Raw genomic sequence first — 23,709 nt, forward strand, 5'->3', positions numbered from 1 at the left:
GTTGCAGGGCATCCACGTGCACCAACCTCCGGAGGAACCATGGCCAACCCGCTGAAGAAGACGATGGTCTACCTCGGCCTCGCCGACGAGGAACTCGACTACGAGGACGAGCAGCCGCAGCAGGCTGCCCCCGCGCGGCAGCAGGCCCCGGAGGCGAAGGCAGCCGCGCCACAGGAGTCGGCCGCCCCGGCGGACGCTCCCGCCGCCGCGGCTCCGGCCGCGGCCCCGGCCGCCGCTCCGGCGCCCAAGACGCACACGCACCAGCGCGGCGCCCAGGTCACTCCGCTCCGCCGCTCGCACACGACCGCACAGAAGGCGACCCCGGTCCAGGAAATGAACGAGATCCTCACCGTCCACCCGCGCGAGTACAAGGACGCCCAGTCCATCGCCGAGAGCTTCCGCGACGGCATCCCCGTCATCATCAACCTCTCGCAGATGACCGAGAACGACGCCCGTCGCATGATCGACTTCGCGTCCGGCCTGTCGCTCGGCCTGTACGGCAAGATCGAGCGCGTCACGAACAAGGTCTTCCTCCTGTCGCCCGCACACGTCGCAGTGAGCGGTGAGCCGGCTGAGGTAGAGTCCGACATCGAGGCGAACTTCTTCGCCCAGTCCTGAGCCGCCCGCGGCCACCCGCCCGTGAGCGTCGTCGCAAGACGCCGCTCGCCCGAGACGAGCGAGCCCCATCGTGTCCGTGATCCTAGGGATCATCTCCCTCGCCCTCCTGCTGTACTTCTTCGTGATGTGGGGGCGGTTCGCGCTCGACCTCGTGCAGAACGTCAACCGGTCCTGGCGACCGCGCGGGGGACTGCTCGTGGTGTCCGAGTTCGTCTACACGATCACCGACCCACCGATCCGCGCGGTCCGGCGGGTCCTGCCGCCGCTCCGCATGGGGCCGGTCGCACTCGACTTCGGCTGGACGATCGTCATGCTCGTCGTGATCATCGCCCGGGTCGTCGTCAACGGCATCGCCGTCGCGGTCTGACCCGATCCAGGTCCTTCCCGGGCCGATCCAGGTCCGCGACACGCGCCGCGCCGACACCGCGGTCATCGTTCCGCCCCGTCGTCGGTGTACGGTGGTCGGGATCGATGCTCGCCTCCGGCGCGGCATCCGCACCACAGGGCGCGACTGGTAGATTCGGTCGCGACGCAAGTGGTTCCACACGTTCAGCAGTTCTATTGAGGTGACGGCAATGGCTTTGACGCCGGAAGACGTAGTCAACAAGCGGTTCCAGCCGACGAAGTTCCGCGAGGGCTACGACCAGGACGAGGTCGACGACTTCCTCGACGAGGTCGTGGTCGAGCTGCGCCGCCTGACCGCGGAGAACGACGAGCTCCGCCAGCGCCTGCAGGCGGCCGAGTCGGCTCCGACGCTCACGAAGAGCGACGAGCCCGCTCCGGCGGCCGAACCGGAGCCCACGCCGGCCCCGGTCGAGGCGGCTCCCGAGCCCGCTCCGGTCGCAGCGGCGGCCCCGGCGACCACGGTCCCGGCGGACGAGGACACCGAGGGCACCACGAACCTCCTGACGCTCGCGCGCCGTCTCCACGAGGAGCACGTCCGCGAGGGCATCGAGAAGCGCGACGCGCTCATCGCCGAGGGCACCGCCCAGGCGGCACGCCTCGTCTCCGAGGCCGAGGCCAAGCAGCGCCAGATCATCGCCGACACCGAGAACACCAACCGTCAGCGTGTTCAGGTGCTCGAGCAGGAGCAGCGCCAGCTCGAGGGCAAGATCGACGAGCTCCGGACGTTCGAGCGCGACTACCGCGCCCAGCTCAAGAGCTACATCCAGGGGCAGCTCTCCGAGCTCGACTCCTCGAACGAGCAGTCCGGTCTCACCCCGGCGCCGGCATCGGCGCAGGGCTTCGGCAACTGACGTTGTCGCGACCAGCAACACGAGCGAAGGTCAGTGTCCGCGCTATCGCGGCACTGGCCTTCGCCGCTGTCGTGGTGGTGGCGTTCGACCAGGTCGCCAAGGCGCTGGTCGTCGTGAACCTGCCCTACGGCACCCCCGTCCCGATCCTGGGCGGGGCGCTCCAGTTCCTGTACGTCCGGAACCCCGGAGCGGCGTTCTCCTTCGCGGTGAACATGACGTGGGTGTTCTCGGTCATCTCGGCCGCGGTCGTCGTCGCGATCGTCATCTACTCGCGCCGGATCCGCTCGATGTGGTGGGCCGTCGTGCTCGGCATGCTGCTGGGCGGCGCGCTCGGCAACCTGATCGACCGACTCTTCCGTGAGCCCGGCTTCGGCCGAGGCCACGTGGTGGACTTCATCTCCACCCCGTGGATGATGCCGGCGATCTACAACGTCGCCGACTCGTTCATCTGCATCAGCATGGTGGTCTTCGTGCTGCTGGTGATCCTCGGCGTGAACCTCGACGGGTCCCGCACGGTCTCGGCCAAGCGCGCGGCGCAGGCGGACACGACGGAGCCGCTCGACGGCGGGGCCGCGTTCTCGGTCCCCGCAGCCGACGCGGGATCACCCGTCGCCGACGTGGCGGAGCCGGAGCGGGCCTCCCGTCCGGAACACCGCGACCGTCGCGACACGCTGGGGCACGACGCCACGTGACCGAGTCGCGTTCCCTCCCCGTCCCCGACGGGCTAGCCGGCGAGCGTGTCGACGCCGCCATCGCGAAGCTCCTCGGGTTCAGCCGGTCGTTCGCGGCCGACGTGATCGCAGCCGGTGGGGTCCGGGTCGACGGCGTCCCCGTCGACAAGTCCGACCGCCTGCACGCCGACTCGTGGCTCGAGGTCGAGTGGTCCCCGAAGGAGCCGCCGCGCATCGTGCCGGCGGCCGTGCCCGGGATGACGATCGTGCACGACGACGAGGACATCGTCGTCGTCGACAAACCGGTCGGCGTCGCCGCACACCCCTCGCCCGGTTGGGACGGACCGACCGTGCCCGGGGGCCTGGCGGCCGCCGGCTTCACGATCGCCACCTCGGGTGCCGCGGAGCGCGCGGGCATCGTTCACCGCCTCGACGTCGGCACGTCCGGGCTCATGGTCGTCGCGAAGACCGAGCTCGCCTACACGCACCTCAAGCGTGCCTTCAAGGAGCGCACGGTCGAGAAGGTCTACCACGCGCTCGCGCAGGGGCACCCCGACCCGACCTCGGGCACCGTCGACGCCCCCATCGGTCGGCACCCGTCGAGCGACTGGAAGTTCGCGGTCACCGCCGACGGCAAGCCGAGCGTCACCCACTACGAGACGCTCGAGGCGTTCCGCTCGGCGACCCTGCTCGAGGTGCACCTGGAGACCGGGCGCACCCACCAGATCCGCGTGCACATGGCGGCGACGCGCCACCCACTGGTCGGCGACACGATGTACGGCGCGGACCCGGCACTCGCGCAGGAGCTCGGGCTGACGCGCCAATGGCTCGACGCCGTGCGCCTCGGGTTCGACCACCCGCGCACTGGTGCGTGGGTGTCGTTCCGGGCGGAGTACCCGGACGACCTGCGCCTCGCGCTCGACCGGATCCGCGCCGCGTCGTCCTGACGCGAGCGCGCGCCGGCCCCGCGCGGTTGCGTCGGCCGTGTCGTGTCGCCGCTTGGTCCGTCGAGGTTCCGAAATCTCGGCATGTCGGCGCGCTCAGCACCGGTTCGTGGAACCTCGGCGATGCGCAGGTGGCATGTCGTGGAACCTCGACAGGGGCGCCACGGGTGTGTCGCGTGTGGGCTCCGGCCGGGAGGCCCGGGTCGGCCCCGCCCCGTGCCTCCCGTCCGCCACGCGCGGACTCCACCGCCGAGGGGCCACGATCTGCACACCTCGCGCCCGCCACGCGTCGGTTCCTGCACCCTCGCCGGACTACGTGCGGCGTGTCGTGCGACCTCGGCAGGAGACCGCTCCGACGCGCGCGGGTTTGTCCTCGGTCGCGGTTAGGCTGTTCGCGTCCCGCAAGCAGCTCGTTCGACCGGAGGTTCCGTGGCGGATTCCGACTCCTTCGTCCACCTGCACGTGCACAGCGAGTACTCGATGCTCGACGGCGCGGCCAGGCTCGGCGACCTCGTGCAGGAGACCGCTGCGCAGGGCATGCCGGCCGTGGCGGTGACCGACCACGGCAACATGTTCGGCGCCTTCGAGTTCTGGAAGGCCGCCAAAGCCGGCGGCGTGAAGCCGATCATCGGAACCGAGGCGTACATCACGCCCCGGACGCACCGCACCGACAAGACCCGTGTGCGGTGGGGCGACGGCGGCGGCGACGACGTCTCCGGCGCCGGCTCGTACACGCACATGACGATGTTCGCCGAGAACACCACGGGCATGCACAACCTGTTCCGGCTGTCGTCGAAGGCCTCGCTCGAGGGCTACTACTTCAAGCCGCGCATGGACATCGAGCTGCTGCAGGAGTACCACGAGGGCATCATCGCCACGACGGGCTGCCCCTCGGGCGAGGTCCAGACGCGCCTGCGCCTCGGCCAGTACGACGAAGCCGTCAAGGCCGCCGCCGACTACCGGGACATCTTCGGCAAGGAGAACTACTTCGCCGAGGTCATGGACCACGGGCTCGAGATCGAGCGCCGGATCATGAGTGACCTCATCCGGCTGGCGAAGGACCTCGACATCCCGCTGGTCGGCACGAACGACCTGCACTACACGCACTCGCACGACGCCAAGTCGCACGCCGCCCTGCTCTGCGTGCAGTCGGGCTCGACACTGAACGACCCGAACCGCTTCAAGTTCGACGCCGACGAGTTCTACCTGAAGTCCCCGCAGCAGATGCGGCACGTCTTCCGCGACAACCCCGAGGCGTGCGACAACACCCTGCTGATCGCCGAGCGGTGCAACGTCGAGTTCGACACCTCGGCCAACTACATGCCGAAGTTCCCGGTGCCCGAGGGGGAGACCGAGCACTCCTGGTTCGAGAAGGAGGTCGCGAAGGGGCTGGAGTACCGGTACCCGGGCGGGATCCCGGCCGAGGTCCAGGAGCGTGCCGACTACGAGGTCGGCATCATCAACCAGATGGGGTTCCCCGGGTACTTCCTGGTGGTCTCCGACTTCATCCTCTGGTCGAAGAACAACGGCATCCGCGTCGGCCCGGGCCGTGGTTCCGGTGCCGGGTCGATGGTCGCCTACGCGATGCGCATCACCGACCTCGACCCGATCCGCCACGGGCTCATCTTCGAGCGCTTCCTGAACCCGGACCGCGTCTCGATGCCCGACTTCGACGTCGACTTCGACGACCGGCGCCGCGGTGAGGCGATCAAGTACGTCACCGAGAAGTACGGGTCCGAACGCGTCGCGCAGATCGTGACGTACGGCACGATCAAGGCGAAGCAGGCGCTGAAGGACTCCTCGCGCGTGCTCGGGTTCCCGTTCGGCATGGGCGAGAAGCTCACGAAGGCCATGCCGCCGCCCGTGATGGGCAAGGACATCCCGCTCACCGGGATCTTCGACAAGGACCACCCGCGCTACAAGGAAGCCGTCGACGTCCGCACCGTGGTCGAGACCGACCCCGAGGCGAAGACCGTCTTCGACACCGCGCTCGGGCTCGAGGGGCTGAAGCGCCAGTGGGGCGTGCACGCGGCCGGCGTCATCATGTCGAGCGACCCGCTCATCGACATCATCCCGATCATGAAGCGGGAGCAGGACGGCCAGGTCGTCACGCAGTTCGACTACCCGGCAGCGGAGTCGCTCGGCCTGATCAAGATGGACTTCCTGGGGCTCCGCAACCTCACGATCATCAGCGACGCCCTCGACAACATCAAGACCAACCGTGGGATCGAGCTCGACCTCGAGACCATGGGGCTCGAGGACCCCGAGGCGTACGCGCTCCTGCAGCGCGGTGACACGCTCGGTGTCTTCCAGCTCGACGGTGGACCCATGCGTGGGCTGCTGCGCCTGATGAAGCCCGACAACTTCGAGGACATCTCCGCGCTCATCGCCCTGTACCGCCCGGGCCCCATGGGTGCGAACTCGCACACGAACTACGCCCTCCGCAAGAACGGCGAGCAGGCGATCACACCGATCCACCCGGAGCTCGAAGAGCCGCTGTCGGAGATCCTCGGCGGCACCTACGGCCTGATCATCTACCAGGAGCAGGTCATGGCCATCGCGCAGAAGGTCGCGGGGTTCTCCCTCGGCCAGGCGGACATCCTCCGCCGCGCGATGGGCAAGAAGAAGAAGTCCGAGCTCGACAAGCAGTACGCGGGCTTCGAGAAGGGCATGCAGGACAACGGCTACTCGGCCGCTGCGATCAAGATGCTCTGGGACATCCTGCTGCCGTTCTCCGACTACGCGTTCAACAAGGCGCACTCCGCCGCGTACGGCGTCGTGTCGTTCTGGACCGCGTACCTGAAGGCGCACTACCCGGCCGAGTACATGGCGGCGCTCCTCACCTCGGTGGGCGACGCCCGCGACAAGCTCGCGTTGTACCTGAACGAGTGCCGCCGCATGGGCATCAAGGTCATGCCGCCGGACGTCAACGAGTCGATCGGCTTCTTCGCGGCCGTCGGTGAGGACATCCGTTTCGGCATGGGCGCGATCCGCAACGTGGGGTTCAACGTCGTCGACGACATCGTGAAGGCCCGCACCGAGAAGGGTGCGTTCGAGTCGTTCCACGACTTCCTGCGCAAGATCCCGATCTCGTCGGCGAACAAGCGCACGGTCGAGTCGCTCATCAAGGCAGGTGCGTTCGACGAGTTCGGCGACTCCCGCCGCGCCCTGGTCGAGATCCACGAGGGCGCGGTCGAGGGCGCCGTCAAGGTCAAGCGCGACGAGGCCCACGGCAACGTCGGCTTCGACTTCGACTCCCTCTTCGCCGAGGTCGCCGAGGAGTCGCCGGCCACCGGTCCGGTGTCGCAGGTGCCCGACCGTCCGGAGTGGTCCAAGCGCGACAAGCTCGCGTTCGAGCGCGACATGCTCGGGCTCTACGTCTCCGATCACCCGCTCGCGGGGCTCGAGATCGAGCTCGCGAAGCACCAGTCGATCACCATCGCCGACCTCATCGCGGCCGACGACTCGATCGAGGGGGAGACCGTCACGGTCGCGGGGCTGCTGACGAGTGTGCAGCACCGGGTGGCGAAGACGAGCGGCAACCCGTACGGCATCGTCGACATCGAGGACTTCGGCGGCCAGATCGGCGTGATGTTCCTCGGCAAGACCTACCAGGAGTTCGGGCCGTCGCTCGTGGCCGACTCGATCGTGGTCCTGCGCGGTCGTGTGAACGTCCGCGACGACGGCAAGGCCCTGCACGCGGTGAGCATGTTCCAGCCGGCGATCGGCGATGCGATGGGCTCCGGCCCGCTCACGTTGTCGCTGCCGGAGCGGCAGGCGACCACGTCCACCGTGACGGAGCTCGCAGCCGTGCTCGGACGGCACCAGGGGGAGACCGAGGTCCGGCTGAAGCTGCTCAAGGACGACGTCGCGCGCACGTTCGAGCTGCCGTTCCCGGTGAACCTGACACCCGACCTGTTCGGCGAGCTGAAGAGCCTGCTCGGGCCGCGGTGCCTGGTGTAGCAGGGGTGTGACCGTGGCCGGGCACCGGATCTTCGGGACGCCCTTCGCGGAGGTCTACCCGCACTACCTCGCGAAGGTGGAGCGGAAGGGCCACACGAAGGCCGAGCTCGACACCGTCATCCGGTGGCTGACCGGCTTCGACGAGGCGGCGCTCGCGCGACACCTTGCCGACGAGACCACGTTCGAGGACTTCTTCGCCGCCGCGCACGTGCACCCGAACGCGCCGCTGATCACCGGCGTGATCTGCGGTGTGCGCATCGAGGAACTCGACGACCCGCTCATGCGGCAGATCCGGTACCTCGACAAGCTCGTCGACGAGGTCGCGAGAGGCCGCCCGAAGACGAAGGTGCTGCGGAGCGCGTGAACGGCACCGAGCTGGGCGCTCCCGACGCCGTGGCGCTGCACGCGTTCGGTGTGGGAGCGTCCACGCCGGTACGGCTCACGGGCGGGCGCGGACTGACCTGGCGCGCGGGCGGCGTCGTGCTCCGTCCGCACGACGGCCCGGCGGTGACCGACTGGCGTGCCGACCTCCTGGCCGAGCTCGAGCACTCGGCCGGATTCCGCACACCCAGCCCGGTGGCCACCGATGACGGGAGCTGGCGGTCGGGGGACTGGGAGGCCTGGGAGTTCGTCGCCGGTCGAGCCGACGAGTCCCGCGTCGAGGACGTGATCCAGGCAGCCCGTGCCTTCCACCGCGCGGTCGCCGGCGTCGACCGACCAGCGTTCATCGGCACGGCGTCCACCACCGGAGCCGCCACGGACCCGTGGGCCCGTGCCGACCGGATGGCGTGGGGCGAGGAACCGCTGCCGACGGCCCCCACCCTCGACCGGCTCGCGGCGTCGTTCCGTCCGGTCCACTCGCCGCCGCAGCTGGTCCACGGCGACTTGCTCGGCAACGTGCTGTTCGCCGACGGGCACGCACCGACGATCATCGACTGGCCGCCGTACTGGCGTCCGGCGGCGTTCGGCACCGCGATCGCGGCCGTCGACGCGGTGTGCTGGCACGGGGTCCCGGTCGATCGGCTCGACGCACTCGGCGCCGACGAGCCGGAATGGCGTCAGCTGCTGGTCCGGGCGCTCGTGTTCCGCATCGCGACGCTGCACCTGTTGGGTGCGTGGGACGCGACGAGCGTCGGACGCCACCGTCCGGTCATCGACGCGGTCGTCGTCTGACGGGAGGCCCGTGGCGGGGCCGCCACGGGCCTCCCGTCAGCAGGGGCGTCGTCTCAGGCGCCGCGCCCGGAGATCGCGCGGATCCGCGCGACGATGCGTGGGTTCCGGGCCCCGAAGCTCAGGGCCGTGAGCCGGCGGAGTGACACGGTCGCCCGGTGGACGAGCAGGCCCGTCGCCTCGGCGATGTCCGAGACGGCGTGCCAGCGCGCTCGGAGCGACGCGGGGTCGATCTCGGTGTCGGCCGCCATCCGGATCAACTCGACGAGCCCGTCGCCACCGCGCCAGGACGTGCTCTGGTTCTCGAAGCGACGGAGGATGCGGTCGATCGCCGACGCACGGTGGTTCGCGACCGCGTGCGACCAGCGGATGTCGTGGGAGACCGGGTCGACGAGGATCCAGCGCGGCGCGTTGGCGTTGAGCGCGGACAGCTGCGCGAAGGTCGTCAACGCCCCGAGCGCGACGGCCACGTCGAAGATCTGGCGAGGACGTCCGCCGACGGCGATGAGGGCTCCGGGGAACGCCTGCCGTGCCGGCCGGATCTGGGCCTTCGAGACGATGACCGTGACGACCACGTCGTCCGCCGCGCACGCGAGGGTGTCACGGACACGTGCCACGACCTCCGGGGTGATCTCCGTCGGCAGGTGCAGGGCCACGCGTACGACGTCGTCGTCGGGCAGGAACGCGTCGGCGAACACGTCGACGGCGTCGCGGTAGCGGGCGAGGAACAGGGCGACGGCGCCGGCGTAGAACGGGTACCGCTCGAGCAGGATGCGCTCGTGCTCCAGGCGGAGCGAGGGGCCGCGGTCGCCGCTGAAGCTCGTCGAGCCGGTGTGCAGGACGAGCGCGCGGTTCGCCAGCACCGACGTGTAGCCGTGCTCGTTGATGCGCAGGCAGAAGTCGTTCTCCTCGCCGTAGCCGGGGGAGAACACCTCGTCGAACAGGCCGAACCGGTCGATCACCTCGCGCCTGATGAGGAAGCAGAAGCCCATCGCCACGGGCGAGACCGTGTGCCGGGGGAGCAGGTACTTCGTCCGGCCGTGGAGCTCGCGCGTGCGGCGCGGGGGCAGCGTCGCCCGGGGGTTGCGCCGGGCGTAGGGGAACGACGCGATGGTCGCGTTGTCGCTCCGCGCGCACACCACCCCGATCGCGTCGTCGGACGCCAGCACGGCGGTCATCTCGTCGAGGAAGCCGGGCATCGGGACCGTGTCGCTGTTGAGCAGCAGGACGTCGTTGCCGGTCCGGTCGAGTTCGAGCACGGCGCGGTTGCAGTTGCCGACGAACCCGAGGTTGCGCGGGTTGCGGGTGTACTCGAAGCCGGGGTGCTCACCGACGAGCTCGAGGACGCGGGCCTCGATGGCGTCGACGTGGGGTCCGACGTCGTTGGCCAGCAGGACCCGGTCGACCGAGAAGTCGACGGTCTCCAGCAGTGTCTGGATGCAGCGCTCGAGGCCGGGGAGGTCGTCGTAGATCGGGACGACGATCGTCACCGGACGCCGGTCGCGGCTCATCGGCGCACCAGCTTCCGTGCGACCACCCCCGGTCGGGCGAGGAGTCGGCCGACTGTCCCGGAGCGGGCGCGAACACGGTTCGCGAGCAGGCCGAGCGCGGCGCGCGCACTCGTGGCGCCGAGCGAGGCGTACGCACCGGGGAGCTCGAACCAGTACCGCGCAGCCTGGGGGAGTCGGTAGCCCTCGGTGCCGACCAGCGCGACCAGACGTGCGATCGCCGCCGCGTTGTCGTGACCCGCGCCGGTGACCGACGCGAGCCGGTCCGGAGCAGCCGCGCCGTGCCTCCTGGCCGTCTCCGGCTCCGCCGCGTACGTCGCGAGCGCGTCCGTGAGCGCCGTGACGTCGTCGGCGTCCACGAGCACGCCGGTGACGCCGTCGTCGACGAGCTCGGCGCTCCCGCCCTGGCGGGTCGCGACGACCGCCTTGCCCAGGGTCATGTACTCGGCCGTCGTGCGACCGAAGGCCTCGATCGTCGACGGGGTGATGCAGACGTCCGCAGCCTCGATGAACGGGGCGGGCGTGTGCTGCTCGCCCGCGAACACGACACGGTCGGCGACACCGAGCGCGCGGGCGCGCTCGGTCAGGCGCTGGTCCTCGCCGGGGTGCTTCCAACTGCCGACGAAGCAGACGCTCGCGGCGACCCCGCGCTCGTGCAGCGCACCCAGGGCGTCCACGACACGGTGCTGGCCCTTCGACTCCTCGACACGGCCGAGGACCGTGATCCGGAGGCCGGGCTCGGCCTGCGGGAACGGCGCCACCGCCGGCGTCTCGTCCTTCGAGGCCAGGAGTCGCTCGGTGTCGACCGTCGGGTACGCGACGGAGAGCTTGTCGGCGGGGATGTACTGCGCCAGGTGCTCGCGCATCGCCTCGGAGTTGGTCACGACGGCACCGGACAGCAGGCCGATGTCCCCGAGGACACCCGCGCGCCCGGTCTGGAACTGCAGCCCGTGGTCGAGGTCGCCGTACTCGCGGACGAACCACGCCTGCGGGATCCCGAGGACCGCGGCGGCGAAGGACGCCCACGGTGCGACGAGGGTGTTCGTGACCACGAGGTCCGGGCGCTGCCGCTCGTACAGGCGGATGATCGCGTTCACCGCGGCGTAGTCGACGGTGGCGAACGCCGCGCGTTCCGCGGCCGGAGCCGGCTGCGGGCTCGGCAGCGCCCACCCGCGGAACCGCAGGGCGTCGTAGGACCAGCCGCGGTCGTCGAGCGCCTCGATGAACTTGCCCTTCGGGGCCTTCGTGACGAAGGTCGGGGTCATCGTCGGGTCGATCGCCAGCCAGTCCTCGACGAACCGGAGGAGGGACCGCTCCGCGCCGCCGAGGTTGACGGGCGCCGTCGAGTGGTTGGCGAAGCTGACGATCACCCACCAACCCTACTCACGATTCTCCAAGGATTCGCCCTCCGGCCACTCGCCACGCGCCGAGGTCACCGCGTCGAACATGCGTTGTGCAACCGGTGTGCGAGAATGCCTCGTCCCCGATTCCCTGTGAGGAGCGCTCCGCTGCGCCCCGGAGGAGCCTGCACCCGAAGCATGACGTACCTGAACGAGCTCATGTCGTCGCGCGAGTTGCTGGCGAACCTCACTGCGCGCGAGGTCAAGGGCAAGTACCGCCGCACGGTCTTCGGACAGCTGTGGTCCCTGATCAACCCACTCGCGACGATGCTGATCTACACGATCGTGTACTCGTTCATCTTCCGGGCGCGTCTCGAGGTCGGTGACCCCAGCGGACTGAACATCTACCCGCTCTGGCTCATGTGCGGCCTGCTGCCGTGGATCTTCGCGCGCAACGTCATCAACTCGGGGATGACCTCGATCGTGGCCAACGGGTCGCTGATCAAGAAGGTGTACTTCCCGCGGATGACGCTGCCCCTCGCAGCGGTCGGATCGTTCGGGTTCACCTGGCTGGTCGAGATGGGCGTGCTGCTGATCGCACTCGCCATCGCTGGGTCGAACTTCTGGATCTACCTGCCGGTGATCGCGCTGACGATGGTGTTCCTCGCCATGTTCGCCGCCGGCCTCGGGTTGATCCTGTCGATCATCAACGTGCACTTCCGCGACATGCAGCACCTCGTCGGCATCGGCCTGCAGATGTGGATGTACCTGTCGCCGATCATCTACCCGCTGTCGCTCGTCGAGGACGCTGCGAACAAGGCCGGACACCCGTGGATCATCCACGTCTACAAGCTCAACCCGATCGAGCGGTTCTCCGAGGTCTTCCGGAACCTCATGTACGACAACCGTCTCCCGAACTGGACCGACCTGGTCGCGTGCGCCCTCGCAGGATGCGTGTCGCTCGCACTCGGCTACTTCGTGTTCTCCCGCAACGAGAAGAAGCTGGCTGAACTCCTGTGACCGATGCTGCCGTCTCCGTCGAACACATCTCAAAGCGGTTCCGCATGTACCACGAGCGGAACGACTCGCTGAAGAGCATGGTCATGCGTGGGAAGAAGTCCGTGCACGAGGACTTCTGGGCGCTCAAGGACGTCTCGTTCGAAGTGCCGCACGGATCGACATTCGGACTCATCGGCAAGAACGGGTCCGGCAAGTCCACGCTGCTGAAGTGCCTGGCGAAGATCCTCTGGCCGGAAGAGGGCTCGATCACCGCCCGCGGCAAGCAGGCGTCGTTGCTCGAGGTCGGCTCCGGGTTCCACCCCGAGCTCTCCGGTCGGGAGAACGTCTTCCTGAACGGCTCCATCCTCGGGATGAGCCGCAAGGAGGTGGCGCGGAAGTTCGACGACATCGTGTCGTTCTCCGGTGTCGGCAACTTCATCGACCAGCCGGTGAAGAACTACTCGTCCGGAATGTACGTCCGACTCGGGTTCTCCGTGGCCGTCGCCGTCACCCCGGACATCCTCGTCGTGGACGAGGTGCTGGCAGTGGGTGACGCGACGTTCCGCAAGCGGTGCCAGACGAAGTTCAAGGAGATGAAGGACGAGGGCCGCACGGTCATCCTCGTCTCCCACTCGATGGGAACCGTCAAGGACATGTGCGATCAGGTCGCCTGGCTCAACGAGGGCGAGCTCAAGATGATCGGTCCGACCAAGAAGGTCGTGTCGGCCTACGAGGCCACCGTCTGACCCCACGCTGCCCCTAAGGTTGATCCGTGCAAACGGATGTTGAGGAGCTGTCGGCGTACTCGGACGAGCGGGGCAACCGGATCGAGTACAGCGGCCCCAAGCGGGGCAACGTCAAGATCACGTTCCGCGGCTCGAACAACGTGATCCGGGTCCACGAACGTGCTCGCCTCGGGCGGATCGTGGTGAGCATGGACTGCGACAACGGCGTGTTCGAGATCGCGGAGAACCACGGCGCGCCGGCGTTCGTCGCGAACATCCGGATCGGCCAGGACTCGTCCGTACTCGTCGGGGCCAACTCCTCGACAACCGCGAACTGCGTCATCTCGGCGACCGAGGGGACGACCGTGCGCATCGGCGACGACGTCATGATCGCCTCGCACGTGCAGATCCGGGCGGACGACGCGCACCCGATCTTCGACGTGCGCACGGGCAAGCGGGTCAACGTCTCGAAGTCGATCGAGATCGGTGACCACGTCTGGCTCGCGCTCGGGGTGACGGTCCTCGGCGGCACCACGATCGGACGTGGCTCGGTCGTGGGCACGGGGTCGATCGTGACCAGCCGGGTCCCGAACAACTGCATCGCCGTCGGGACGCCGGCCAAGGTCGTCCGGCGGGACGTCGCCTGGGAGCGGCCTCACCTGTCGCTGAAGGAGCCCTTCTACAAGCCGGACGCCTCCACCGTCGAGCGTTCGCCCTTCTGGGAGCTGACGGACTCCGACGACTGAGCGTCGGCGATCGGTTCCGCCTCGGGCTCGTCCGCTCGCGGTCCCCCCGTCAGCCACTCCATCATCTGGATCACGCGCTCCGAGTTGCGACCGTCGCGCGTGACGAACGTCCGTCGTGCCCGCTCCCGGAACGTGGCCGACGGTCGGAAAGCTGCCTCGGCGATCCGCTCGATCGCACGTTCGACTTCCGCAACGGACCCGGTGACCTCGCCGAACCCGGCCTCGTCGTAATCGAAGTAGCCGCGACGACCGCTGTGCGAGCCGCCGAAGAACTCTCGGAGGTCGAAGTGGAAGTACACGACGGGGACGTCGATGAACGCTGCGTCGAACGCCAGCGACGAGAAGTCGGTCACGAACGCAGCGCTCCGCGCGAGGACGTCCTGCACGCCGTCCACGGCGAAGTCGAGGATCTCGACGTCGTCAGGCAGGTGGAAGTCCGTCAGGTACGGACGCAGGAGAGGGTGCGGCATGAGTGCGAGACGCTTTCCGGTCCGCTTCGCGAGCGCGCGGAGCTCCGGCGATGACATCAGCGCCGTGTACTCCTTCGCGAACCGGCTCTCCATGAACCGATCGTCACGCTCCCACGCACCGGAACCGGCGACTTGCGCGCCCACGAGGTAGTGGCGCCAGGTGGGCATCACGAGGATGAGGTCTCGTTCCGCCTCCTGCTTCGACTGGCTCTTCTCGAGCAGGGCATCGAAGCGCGGCAATCCGGTGAGGACGACCTCGTGCTCAGAGAAGATCCACTGGCCGTGGCCCGCGATCGCCTCCCGCTCCTGCGGGGTCGAGACCACGAACAAGTCCGGTCGCTTCGAGTTGAGCCACCGCGAGAGGTCGTAGTTGATCACGCCGTGCTGGAGGAACGTGAAATGGAATCGAGGATGGCCGAACTTCGACACCGGCAGGGGCTTCGTGACGAAGTCCGCGATGTGCGACGAAGCGACGTGTTCGGCGTGCAGCATGAGCTGCACCCACTCGAGCGACCGGAACGCGACCATCCGGAACCCCTCGCGCTGCAGCCGGTCCCAGTCCTTCGAGTCACGGTTCAGCACGAAGAACGCGTTGATGTCCGGGCGGTGCCGGAGCACGTACCGGTACGCGTGCTCCGCGTTGTCGTTCGCATCCGTGTCCCGGTCGATGAAGACCCATGCGCCCTCGAACCTGACACGGGCGCGCCGCGAGCGGGCGAGTGCCGGCGCGACGGCGTTCCGGATGGCGGTCTTGCGCAAGGAGTTCCTCGTGCTGATCGCACGCTCACGCACCGCCCGCCAGACGTGCTGCTTGTTCGTCAGTTCCACCTCGTTCGGATCGACCACCCTCCGGCGCTGCGCGAGGATCTGCGGCTCGAGCTGACGTCGGGTCAGTGTCGCGTAGTGGTTCGGCACCTCACCTCGAGCGAAGACGACCTGTTGATCATCGACGTGCATCTCGGTGACGAAGCCGCGCGGGATCCACAGGACACGTCGTCGGACCAACGGGCGCCCGTAGAAGACGAAGTCCTGCACCGTCTCGAACTCCGGGGTGACCTCGTGGCCGTCGACCGTGATCCGTTCGGTTGGGATGTCCCTGGTGAACCAGTACTGCAGCTGGACGAGCTGATGGGCCTCGTCCACTCGAGCGAGGTTGACGGTGCTCGGGCGGTCGGCATCGGCCTGGTAACCCACGAGCATCGCCCGCCGGACCGCGAACTCGACCGGGAGCAGATCGAAGGAGCGCACCGCCTCGGACCCGACCCGGTCGAGGACCGCTGCCGCCAGTTCGTGGAACTCGTCGAAGGCGTCGACCGGAGCGAGCGCGGAGGGGGAGCGGATCGCACGTTCGCGCCGGAAGTACCCGACGAGGTCGTAGAGGACCGTGTTGGCGACCCAGCGATCGACGGCCCCGATCTCCGAAGCCTCCTCGAGGAGGCCGAGGTGGCCGTGTCGGAGCACGTCGGTGTACTTCCGTCGGTCATCGTGGCTCGTCTGCATCGTCGAGGTCCCGTCACCGCGCTGGCGGTACCGGTACTTCGCGGAGGCCATCAGACCGATCTTGTGCAGGTGGTTCCGCAACAGGTAGCGGGCGACGAAGTGCGCGTCTTCGAACGTCGGGCGGACCCGTTCGTCGAACTCGAGCCCGGAGGCCTCGATGAGGTCGCGTCGCATGAACGCCGCGTTCACTCCGGTCTGCACGATCGGGTCCAATCGCATGTCGACGATGCGCGAGCCCTTCTCGAATCGCTTGCGCGACGGGTGGCCGTCCGTGACCGTGCCCTCGTCGTCCAGCAGGAGCAGGTGCGCAGCGAGGAGGGCGACCTCGTCGGAGGCGTGCAGATCGATGAACTTCGCGACCTCCTCGAAGTAGCGCTCGTCCAGCTCGTCGTCTGCGTCGACGAACGTGACCCACTGTCCGGTGGCCTGCGCCAGTCCGACGTTCCTCGCGCCGGCGATCCAGGTGTTGCTCTGGTGGACCACGGTCACGTCGGCGCCGGAGGACCGACTCCACTCGTCCAGTCGGGAGCCGGTCGAGTCCGTCGAACCGTCGTCCACGAACACGAACTGCAGGAGATCCCTGTCGACCGTCTGCCGCTCGAACGAACGGAGGAGTGTGGGCAGGTACCGTTCGACGTCGTACGCGGCGACGACGACGGAGATGAGTGGTGTTGTCCGGGTCCCTGAGTCCATTGGGTGGATCGGCTTCCTGTCTTCGTGCGGCACGTGCTGCGATAGTTTAGGGCGGAAGTCGAGGGCTGCTCGTCGCGGGCTCGGCAACTCGAACGTGATGAACTCCTGGAGAACAGCCCTGTGACCGGACCCCTGCCCGTGCTGTCGGTCGTCGTGCCGGTGGGAACCGTCGACCACCGGTTCGACCTCGCGCTCGAGGCACTGCGGTCCCAGAGCCACACCCGGCTCGAGATCATCCTGGTACTGGACGGGCTCGACCCCGACGCTCGAGCTGCAGTTCACGACGTCGCCGCACGAGATCCTCGGGTGGTCGTGGTGGAGAACAACGAGCGGCTCGGCGCGGGGAACGCGCGCAACGTCGGGCTCCGCACCGCGACTGGCGAGTACGTTGCGTTCGCGGACGCCGATGACGTCGTGCCCGCGGACGCCTACCGTCGATTGCTCGGCGTCTTCGCTCAGTCCGCCCCCGACGTCGTGAGCGGACGGGCCGAGCAGTTCACCGCAGACGGCCGGGAGGTGACCTACTGGACGGTCGACGATCCGCTCTGGACCACCGGAGGACGCGGTCTGCGTCTGTCGGACACCCCACCGCTCGCGTTCGACCACACACCGTGGAACAAGGTCTTCAACCGGACGTGGCTGTGCGAGACCGGCGTCGAGTTCGCCACGCACACCACGTGCGAAGACGTCTCGTGGTGGGCGCGGCTCGTGGTCCGGGCAACGGTTGATGTCCTTCCGGAGGTCGTGTACCGCCATCGTCGACACGACGGTTCGGTGACGGCGGGCATCGGTCGTGGTGACGACCTGAGCGACTGGGTCGTGCAGACCAGAGCAGCCGTCGAGACGTACGAAGCGCACGGTGCACGCGAAGCCCGTGCTGCACTGGGCAGGCGGTTGATCCGCCGAGAAGCCTGGACACGGGTCCGGGCGATCGATGCGCTCAGCCCATCGGATGCACAGGTGCTCGCTGACTTCGTGGCCTGGATCGGATCGTGGGCAGAGCCGAACGACTTCGAGCAGCTCAGCGCGTTCCCCGGGACCGCGTACGCGCTGCTCCGGCAGCGCGAGACCCACCTCGTCGCTGCTTTCATCAGGGCGTTCGACCAACCCGCAGACGACGCCGTCGAGCGATGGCGCCGCCTTGCCCCTGAAGTCGGCCGCGCGATCGCACCCGGTCGCGACTTGGCTACCGACCTCTGGCGTGAGCGCATGTTCCGGCCGGTCGTGGACGCGGCGCAGCGGCGTGAGGTGCTCCCGATCCGCCCTGAGACCGTCGTGGAGTTCTGGGAGGCGTTCGTGGGTGACGGGTTGGACGACAACGAACAGCGGGTCCTCTCGGCTCTGCGCGACGGAGCAGTGGAGGATGTCGCGTTCCTGCGTCGGAACCGGCGTGTCCACCCCGTCGCCGATCGCCGCCTCGGTGCACTCAGGATCAGCTTCGAGGGCCTCGAGGGCTCCGCACCGGGGCGCATCCTCCGCGATCGCGACGGGGTGACCACGGTCGTCCACCAGGGATTGCTGTCCTCCGACACGGTCGTCGCGTCGTCCGCCCGCCCCGGTGACCTGTGGTCCGTCGAGTTCGAGTTGAGCGGTGGTCGCCGGCACCGGGTCGAGGTCGCAGCGGCCCCGTCGGGGATCACCCGGGTCAGGAACGCCATCCGAGCGCGGAGTGGGCGACTTCGTTGACGGTCCAGCTCTCCGTCGTCATGCCGGTGCACGACGTTGCTCCGTGGATCGAGGAGCAACTCGACTGCGTCCTGCGTCAGGACGTCGATCTCGAGGTCATCGTCATCGACGACCGGTCGAGCGACGACACCTTCGCGCTGGTGGAGCGAGTCGCATTGCGTGACGAGCGGGTGCGACTCCACCGGTCCGGATCAGCGGGCGGCGGCGCCGCTCGCAACCAGGGGCTCGACCTCGCGCAGGGCGAGTACCTGGTGTTCGCCGATGGGGACGATCTCGTGCCCGACGGCGCGTACCGATGCCTCGTCGAGGCAGCTGAATCGAGCAACGCGGCGATCGCGCTGGGCCGGCACCTCAAGTTCAGCTCGGGGGCAACGTGGGAACCGATGGCGTCGTGGTACGACGTCCACACTGCTTCCACCACCGATCTCGAGACCATGCCGGAGCTCTTGGCAAACCGAGCGTGTTGGAACCGTGTGTTCCGGACCGACTTCCTGCGTACGGAGGGGATCCGGTTCCCGGACGTGGCCCGCTCGAACGACATCGTCCCCATGGTCCGTGCGTACGTCGGGGCCGACCGGATCGCCGTCGTCCCGGAGGTCGTCTACCTCTACCGGGAACGCCCGGGCACGTCCTCCATGACCGCACGAGCGTCGAGCGTCGACGGCGTGATCAGCTACTTCGGACAGGAGACGGAGGTGGCATCGTTGCTCGAGGATGCCGCGCCCGACGTCCGTCGTGCCCATGCCGAAGTCGTCCTCGGCGCCGACGGGTACGTCCACCTCGACCGGTTCTTCCGCGGGCAGCCGACGGAGCAGGAGCTGGACCTCGTCACCAGCGCGGTGCAGCGGTTGTTGGGCGTCATCCCAGGGGTCGATCGGGAAGGGCTCCGCGCGGAACGTCGAACCCTCTGGTTCCTGGTCGCGAACGGTGCGGCGGACGTCGCTGTGCGGTTTGCGTCGGCGATGCACGAGGGCCAGGGTCACCACGGTGTTCCGCTGCCGCTCGTCCGTGCCTGGGCGGCGGTGGTCCGCTCAGTCGACGCACTCGGCCGGCAAGCGGAGTTCGCGCTCGATCGCGAGAACCTGGTGAACGACGGGCCGTTGGTCCTCCTGGCAAACCGCGCCGAACACACCGACGTGTCGGTCCTCGAGGCCGCTGTGACGGACCTCTCGGCGGTGATCGCCGATGTCGCGGGCCGTTCCGAGGTCCTCCGGGCCGTGGCAGGGGCCGTGCGTGCGCTCGACCCGGTCGGCGTCGGACTCGTGTCGGGAGCGCGCCACCTGGCACCCCTCGTGGTGGACCAAGCCCGCCCCGGGGTCGGAAGACTGACCCTCTCGGGACCGTTGGGAACGGAGGTTCCCGAGGGGGCGTCCCTGGAGCTGACGGTCACCGGTGCCGGGGGAGTCGAGACCCGGCTCGGGCTCGACCACGAGGGAGATCGCTGGTGGCTCGGCGTCGAGGACGACGACGTGCGCGTGGGCAGGCACCGGACGACGTTCCGGATCGCGTTCCGCGGTCGCCACCTCGAGTTGCCGGTCGTGACCGCGCGGATGCCGCTGCCGCCCGTCCCGGCCGACGTGCAGCTCCAGCCCCTGGCCGATCGAGCTGACGGGTGGCGCTTCCTCATCGACCGTCGTGCGCCGAGCCCGTCGGTCGCGCGACGACTGCTCCGAGCAGCGCGAGCCGCCCTCGGACGCTGACGCAGGATCCCTGGGTACGGGTCAGGTCCCCGCGCCTGCCAGGGCTGCTGCTCGCGTGCCGATCACCGTGTCGTCGAGGACCATCCGGTCGAGGTCGGCCATGAAGTCCTGGAAGAAGGGCCGACCGAAGTGCCACGGTGAGATGCCGTAGGGGTGGTCTCCGTCTGAATGGTACGAGCGGTCCCGGTTGTCGATCGTCCTGAGGTCGTGTCGGGCGGTGATCGAGCGGTACAGGGAGTCGTAGCGGTCGTTCTCCCGGAGGAGACGGCGGTAGAGGTCGTCTCGCTTCTGGTCCCCGCGGTACTTCACGAAGTTGAGGTCGCCGGTACTCGTCCGGTAGTAGGAGCTGTACCGGAAGCAGTTCAGCACGAGGGTCGTCTGTGGCAGCGCTCGTCGCTGCCACTCGACCAGTTCGTCGACGGCGGCTTCGACGAGCGGCACGTACTCCGCGCTCGCGTTCGCCATGTGGAGGGTGGTGAAGCCGTTGCCTGCGGCGAAGTAGTCGGTCTTGCGGAAGCTGTTCGGGTTGTTCGTGATGGTCGCGTCCCCGATGCGCGCGAGCCCGTAGCGCACGTCGGAGTAGAGGTCGAAGAGCAGGTAATCGGGAGCGAACGCCTCGAGGTCCGCGCGGTCGGTCTTCGCGATGTCGCGTGCCATGGTCCGCGCGCCGTGTTCGTTGACCTTCGTCCCGGGCTCGATGGACGCGGCGACGTCAGCGGCGACCGGATTCGACAGGAAGCTCACGAGACCTGTCTGCCAGGCGAGCGGGCCGAGATCGTAGATGTCCTTGTACTGCGGGTTGTTCCGGGTGATGAAGGCCTCTCGCGTGACGCACGAGCCGATGATCCCGACCTTGATCCGTGACACCTTGTTCTCCGTCCAGTCGGGCAATGGTGCGCGACGAGGATCGATTATGCCTCAGGATCGGGCCGGACCGGATGCGGCGAGAGCACGACCGCTCGGAGGAGGGCGTCGTAGCGTCGCGAAACGGTGAACGGGGCGAGCCTGGCGCTGAAGTCCCGCGCTGTTCCTCGTGCGGGCAACGGCTCCGACAGCACGTGCGCGAGCGCAGCGGCGTTGCCCGGCTCGAACCAGCGAACCCAGGGCTCGTCGCCGAAGTCGCGCCGCAGGTGTTGTTCGTCGGGGAGCACGGTGGGCACGTCGAAGGTGCCGGCGAGGTGGAGACTGCCGGAGTTCAGGATCCGCCGGTAGGGCAGCACCGAGACGTCCGCTGCGTCGAACCACTGCTTCACGTCCGCATCGTCGACGTAACCGTGGTGTCGAACCGTCCGCAGGCCGCGGGGCAACAGTCGGTCGATGGTCGCCTCGTCCTCCTGACTCGTCTTGCCGGCGAGCAGCAGGACGAAGCGGTCCGGCTGCTCAGCCCGTTCCAGCGCCTCGATCAGCAGGTCGACGCCCTTGTACGGCCGGATCTGACCGAAGAAGAGGACCGCGAGGTCTTCTGCACCGAGACCGAACCGGGCTCGTGCTTCCGCTCGCGTTCCGCTGCCGTCGTAGACACCCCGGTAGCTCGGGTGCGGGATGTGCGAGACGACTCGCCCCGAGAGGTCGTAGTGGGGAGCCACCACGTTGCTCGTGTCCGAGTTCATGACGTGGACCACGTCGGCCGTCGCGGAGAGGTACCTGTTGAGTGTGATCTCGAGGTCTTCATGGCGCACGTCGTGTGGGAGTGTGTTGTGGACGGTCCAGATGACCTTCGCTCCGCGCCCTCGTGCCGTGTCGACGGCTGCTCGGAATCGACCGAGTCGCTCGCTCGCCTCGTCAGCCCCGTCGGCTCGTTGCACGATCGGCGCCGTCCAGTGGACGTGCACCACGTCGCCGGCGCCGAGGTGTTCGAGGTCCCGCTCGAAGCGCTCGAGCCTCGCCGACTCGACCACGTCCCACCCCGAAGCGCGTGGTGCCAGGAGCATGAGGTTCAGGTAGGGGTTGTCGCGGTAGACGGGGAAGACCGCGAGTCGCGGAGGACGCTCGGCGTCCCGAGGGCGCGCACGCTCTGTTGCTGCCACAGAGCGATCCTACGAGGGCCGAGGGCCGGCCTCGGACACGTCGTCAGCGGAGGATCGTGGAGGATGGTGGTGTGCGTGTGGTTCGAGCCCTCTTCGTCGTGGTGATCGTGATCGCGGCCCTCGCGGTGTCGGCACGGACCCTCGACGGCTCTCAGCCGCAGGCGGTCGGAACGGCGGTGTCCTCTCCGGTCCGGCTCGCGGTCGTCGGTGATTCGCTCAGCGCCGGAGCAACCCGGTACCTCGGCAACGGTCTCGACGACGGGACGTGGATCACGTCCGCTGTGGGCGACGACGTCGAGTTCGTCGTCGGCTGGGCCCGCTCCGGAGCGACCCCGGAGCAGATGGCGCGACATGTACGACCCGTTCCGGACGTCGATGTCCTGGTGATCCTCGCCGGGACGAACGCGGTTCGCCTGCACCGAACCCTCGCCGACGAAGCAAGTGCCTACCGCGACATCGTGCGTACCGTCCGCCCGCACTCCGTCCTCATCGCGGCGCTCCCGCCGTACGACTGGCAGCCCGATGCCGCTGCAGCGTACAACCGAGCGCTGCGCGAGCTGGCGGTGGCCGAGGGGTGGCACTGGGGTGACCCGTGGGGATTCGCGCGCGACGGGTCCACCTGGGTCGACGGGGTCAGCGCGGACGGCACGCATCCGGCCGGGCCCGCCCAGTACCGTCGACTCGGTGACGCGATGCGCGAACTCATCCTGCGCGTCCACGACGACCAAGTGCTCACGCTCGCCTCGGAGTGAGCGCACGTGCCGGAGCACGGCGCCGGGGTGCCGTGGTCGGTAGCATCGTCGGATGTTCAGAGCTCGTGCCAAGATCACCCCGGATTCATCGATGACCTTCGCCGTGTCGGGAGACTCCGTGACGGCCAGACCGGACTCGTGGCGGGATCAGCTCGGAGACCGCCGTCTCCGACTGGTGGGCGGCTTCGCGGAAGACGGCGCGACATCGGAACGGGCGTTCGGGCAGGTCCGTCGATCGTTGGCCGACGTCCTCGTGGTGATGCTCGGGATGAACGACGTCCGCGAGGGTGTCCCCTTCGAGGAGATGACGGCGAACATCGAGAAGATCGTCCGGTTCGCCGAGTGCCAGACCGCACTCCTGTGTCTGGTTCCCCCGAGCAACCACAGTGACGGGGCGGTGAACCAGCGAGCGCTCGGTGTCGTGGCCAACCGGCACCTCTTCGACCTCGGTGCGCGGCGGGGATGGATCGTCGCGGACCCCTTCGCCTTCGCCCGTGCGTCGAACAACTCGTGGGGCGGGGATCGAGCGACGACGGCACGCACCCGCTGCCGCACGTCTCCGCCGAGGCTGCGGTCCGCATGCGTCTGTTCATCCGGCAGGCCGTAGCGACGTCCGGACTGAACCAGAAGGCAGCCGAGGTACCTGCGCACGCCGGGTGATCCGGCGTGAGCGCCGTGGGTGAGAGAGGGTCCGCGGTCTACGGCGTCAGTCGAGCGTCGCGACGATGTACTCGGCCTCGTGCAGGACCGAGCAGAACGCCTGGCCCTCGTGGTCGAGCGCATCGCGCTTCAGGATGACTGCACCGCACACCGAGCACTTTGTCGTGAAGGTCGACCGCACGACGTCTGAGATGAGCGACATGGGACCATGCTGCGCGCCGAAGGTGAACAACGGGGAGCGATCGCCTCGGAAGCGGGTGAACGAGCCCGATGAAACCGCC

The 23,709-nt window shown here is 68.6% G+C and carries 21 protein-coding genes; 15 read left to right on the forward strand and 6 right to left on the reverse strand.

Features of this window, described 5'->3' with window-relative positions:
- Nucleotides 1-39: 39 nt before the first annotated feature.
- The 8 genes from KZI27_RS09025 (at nt 40) to KZI27_RS09060 (ending at nt 8,625) form a co-directional block, all read left to right on the forward strand.
- The gene (locus KZI27_RS09025; protein ID WP_222660720.1) at nt 40-618 is read left to right on the forward strand and encodes a cell division protein SepF; all 579 of its coding nucleotides are present in this window, start codon (nt 40-42) and stop codon (nt 616-618) included.
- Nucleotides 619-688: 70 nt separating this feature from the next.
- Nucleotides 689-985 (forward strand): YggT family protein, encoded by a 297-nt coding sequence (locus KZI27_RS09030; RefSeq protein WP_222660722.1) that lies wholly within the window; start codon nt 689-691, stop codon nt 983-985.
- A gap of 208 nt (nt 986-1,193) precedes the next feature.
- The gene (locus KZI27_RS09035; RefSeq protein ID WP_222660724.1) at nt 1,194-1,874 is read left to right on the forward strand and encodes a DivIVA domain-containing protein; all 681 of its coding nucleotides are present in this window, start codon (nt 1,194-1,196) and stop codon (nt 1,872-1,874) included.
- A gap of 2 nt (nt 1,875-1,876) precedes the next feature.
- Nucleotides 1,877-2,566: a signal peptidase II gene (gene lspA / locus KZI27_RS09040; RefSeq protein WP_261784193.1), complete on the forward strand. Its 690-nt coding sequence runs from the start codon at nt 1,877-1,879 to the stop codon at nt 2,564-2,566.
- Entirely contained in the window at nt 2,563-3,492 is a 930-nt protein-coding gene (locus KZI27_RS09045; RefSeq protein ID WP_222660726.1) for an RluA family pseudouridine synthase, read from the forward strand. Before lspA ends, KZI27_RS09045 begins: the two co-directional genes overlap by 4 nt.
- 477 nt (nt 3,493-3,969) lie before the next feature.
- Complete coding sequence (gene dnaE, locus KZI27_RS09050) at nt 3,970-7,452, forward strand: DNA polymerase III subunit alpha (RefSeq protein ID WP_396291110.1); 3,483 nt, start codon at nt 3,970-3,972, stop codon at nt 7,450-7,452.
- A 13-nt stretch (nt 7,453-7,465) separates the two neighbouring features.
- Nucleotides 7,466-7,816, forward strand: coding sequence for a DUF2200 domain-containing protein (locus tag KZI27_RS09055; RefSeq protein ID WP_222660730.1), 351 nt, complete (start codon nt 7,466-7,468; stop codon nt 7,814-7,816).
- Nucleotides 7,813-8,625 carry a hypothetical protein gene (locus KZI27_RS09060; protein ID WP_222660732.1) on the forward strand — a complete coding sequence of 271 codons (813 nt, stop codon included), beginning with the start codon at nt 7,813-7,815 and terminating at the stop codon, nt 8,623-8,625. The genes KZI27_RS09055 and KZI27_RS09060 overlap by 4 nt, the downstream gene beginning before the upstream one ends.
- A 53-nt stretch (nt 8,626-8,678) precedes the next feature.
- Here the strand turns inward: KZI27_RS09060 and KZI27_RS09065 are convergent, their stop codons facing one another.
- Complete coding sequence (locus KZI27_RS09065) at nt 8,679-10,133, reverse strand: glycosyltransferase family 2 protein (protein WP_222660734.1); 1,455 nt, start codon at nt 10,131-10,133, stop codon at nt 8,679-8,681.
- Nucleotides 10,130-11,500: a glycosyltransferase family 4 protein gene (locus tag KZI27_RS09070; protein ID WP_222660736.1), complete on the reverse strand. Its 1,371-nt coding sequence runs from the start codon at nt 11,498-11,500 to the stop codon at nt 10,130-10,132. Before KZI27_RS09070 ends, KZI27_RS09065 begins: the two co-directional genes overlap by 4 nt.
- Nucleotides 11,501-11,668: 168 nt before the next feature.
- Between KZI27_RS09070 and KZI27_RS09075 the strand changes: the two genes are divergently transcribed.
- The 3 genes from KZI27_RS09075 to KZI27_RS09085 are packed head-to-tail and all read left to right on the forward strand — an operon-like array spanning nt 11,669 to nt 13,940.
- Nucleotides 11,669-12,490, forward strand: a complete 822-nt coding sequence (locus KZI27_RS09075) for an ABC transporter permease (RefSeq protein WP_123312940.1) — start codon at nt 11,669-11,671, stop codon at nt 12,488-12,490.
- Nucleotides 12,491-12,534: 44 nt separating this feature from the next.
- Entirely contained in the window at nt 12,535-13,215 is a 681-nt protein-coding gene (locus tag KZI27_RS09080; protein ID WP_110892815.1) for an ABC transporter ATP-binding protein, read from the forward strand.
- A gap of 26 nt (nt 13,216-13,241) precedes the next feature.
- On the forward strand, nt 13,242-13,940 hold the full coding sequence (locus KZI27_RS09085; RefSeq protein ID WP_261784194.1) for an acyltransferase: 699 nt from the start codon (nt 13,242-13,244) through the stop codon (nt 13,938-13,940).
- On the opposite strand, the gene KZI27_RS09090 is transcribed toward KZI27_RS09085, so the two are convergent.
- Nucleotides 13,874-16,780, reverse strand: coding sequence for a CDP-glycerol glycerophosphotransferase family protein (locus KZI27_RS09090; protein ID WP_222660741.1), 2,907 nt, complete (start codon nt 16,778-16,780; stop codon nt 13,874-13,876). The two genes, KZI27_RS09085 and KZI27_RS09090, sit on opposite strands and share 67 nt — an antisense overlap.
- Here KZI27_RS09090 and KZI27_RS09095 point away from each other — a divergent pair.
- Together KZI27_RS09095 and KZI27_RS09100 are read left to right on the forward strand one after the other, a co-directional pair.
- Nucleotides 16,724-18,289, forward strand: coding sequence for a glycosyltransferase family 2 protein (locus tag KZI27_RS09095; protein WP_222660743.1), 1,566 nt, complete (start codon nt 16,724-16,726; stop codon nt 18,287-18,289). The two genes, KZI27_RS09090 and KZI27_RS09095, sit on opposite strands and share 57 nt — an antisense overlap.
- Nucleotides 18,286-19,989, forward strand: a complete 1,704-nt coding sequence (locus tag KZI27_RS09100; protein WP_222660745.1) for a glycosyltransferase family 2 protein — start codon at nt 18,286-18,288, stop codon at nt 19,987-19,989. The genes KZI27_RS09095 and KZI27_RS09100 overlap by 4 nt, the downstream gene beginning before the upstream one ends.
- 21 nt (nt 19,990-20,010) lie before the next feature.
- On the opposite strand, the gene KZI27_RS09105 is transcribed toward KZI27_RS09100, so the two are convergent.
- Both KZI27_RS09105 and KZI27_RS09110 read right to left on the reverse strand, forming a co-directional pair.
- The gene (locus KZI27_RS09105; protein ID WP_222660747.1) at nt 20,011-20,856 is read right to left on the reverse strand and encodes a DUF6270 domain-containing protein; all 846 of its coding nucleotides are present in this window, start codon (nt 20,854-20,856) and stop codon (nt 20,011-20,013) included.
- Between the two features lie 44 nt (nt 20,857-20,900).
- Nucleotides 20,901-22,016: a glycosyltransferase gene (locus KZI27_RS09110; protein ID WP_222660749.1), complete on the reverse strand. Its 1,116-nt coding sequence runs from the start codon at nt 22,014-22,016 to the stop codon at nt 20,901-20,903.
- A 71-nt stretch (nt 22,017-22,087) separates the two neighbouring features.
- Between KZI27_RS09110 and KZI27_RS09115 the strand changes: the two genes are divergently transcribed.
- The gene (locus tag KZI27_RS09115) at nt 22,088-22,768 is read left to right on the forward strand and encodes an SGNH/GDSL hydrolase family protein (RefSeq protein WP_222660751.1); all 681 of its coding nucleotides are present in this window, start codon (nt 22,088-22,090) and stop codon (nt 22,766-22,768) included.
- Nucleotides 22,769-22,820: 52 nt separating this feature from the next.
- Nucleotides 22,821-23,375, forward strand: coding sequence for an SGNH/GDSL hydrolase family protein (locus tag KZI27_RS09120; protein ID WP_222660753.1), 555 nt, complete (start codon nt 22,821-22,823; stop codon nt 23,373-23,375).
- Between the two features lie 99 nt (nt 23,376-23,474).
- Here the strand turns inward: KZI27_RS09120 and KZI27_RS09125 are convergent, their stop codons facing one another.
- Complete coding sequence (locus tag KZI27_RS09125; RefSeq protein ID WP_165900991.1) at nt 23,475-23,630, reverse strand: hypothetical protein; 156 nt, start codon at nt 23,628-23,630, stop codon at nt 23,475-23,477.
- Nucleotides 23,631-23,709: the final 79 nt, after the last annotated feature.

It is taken from the genome of Curtobacterium sp. TC1 (assembly GCF_019844075.1).
Classification (GTDB): domain Bacteria; phylum Actinomycetota; class Actinomycetes; order Actinomycetales; family Microbacteriaceae; genus Curtobacterium.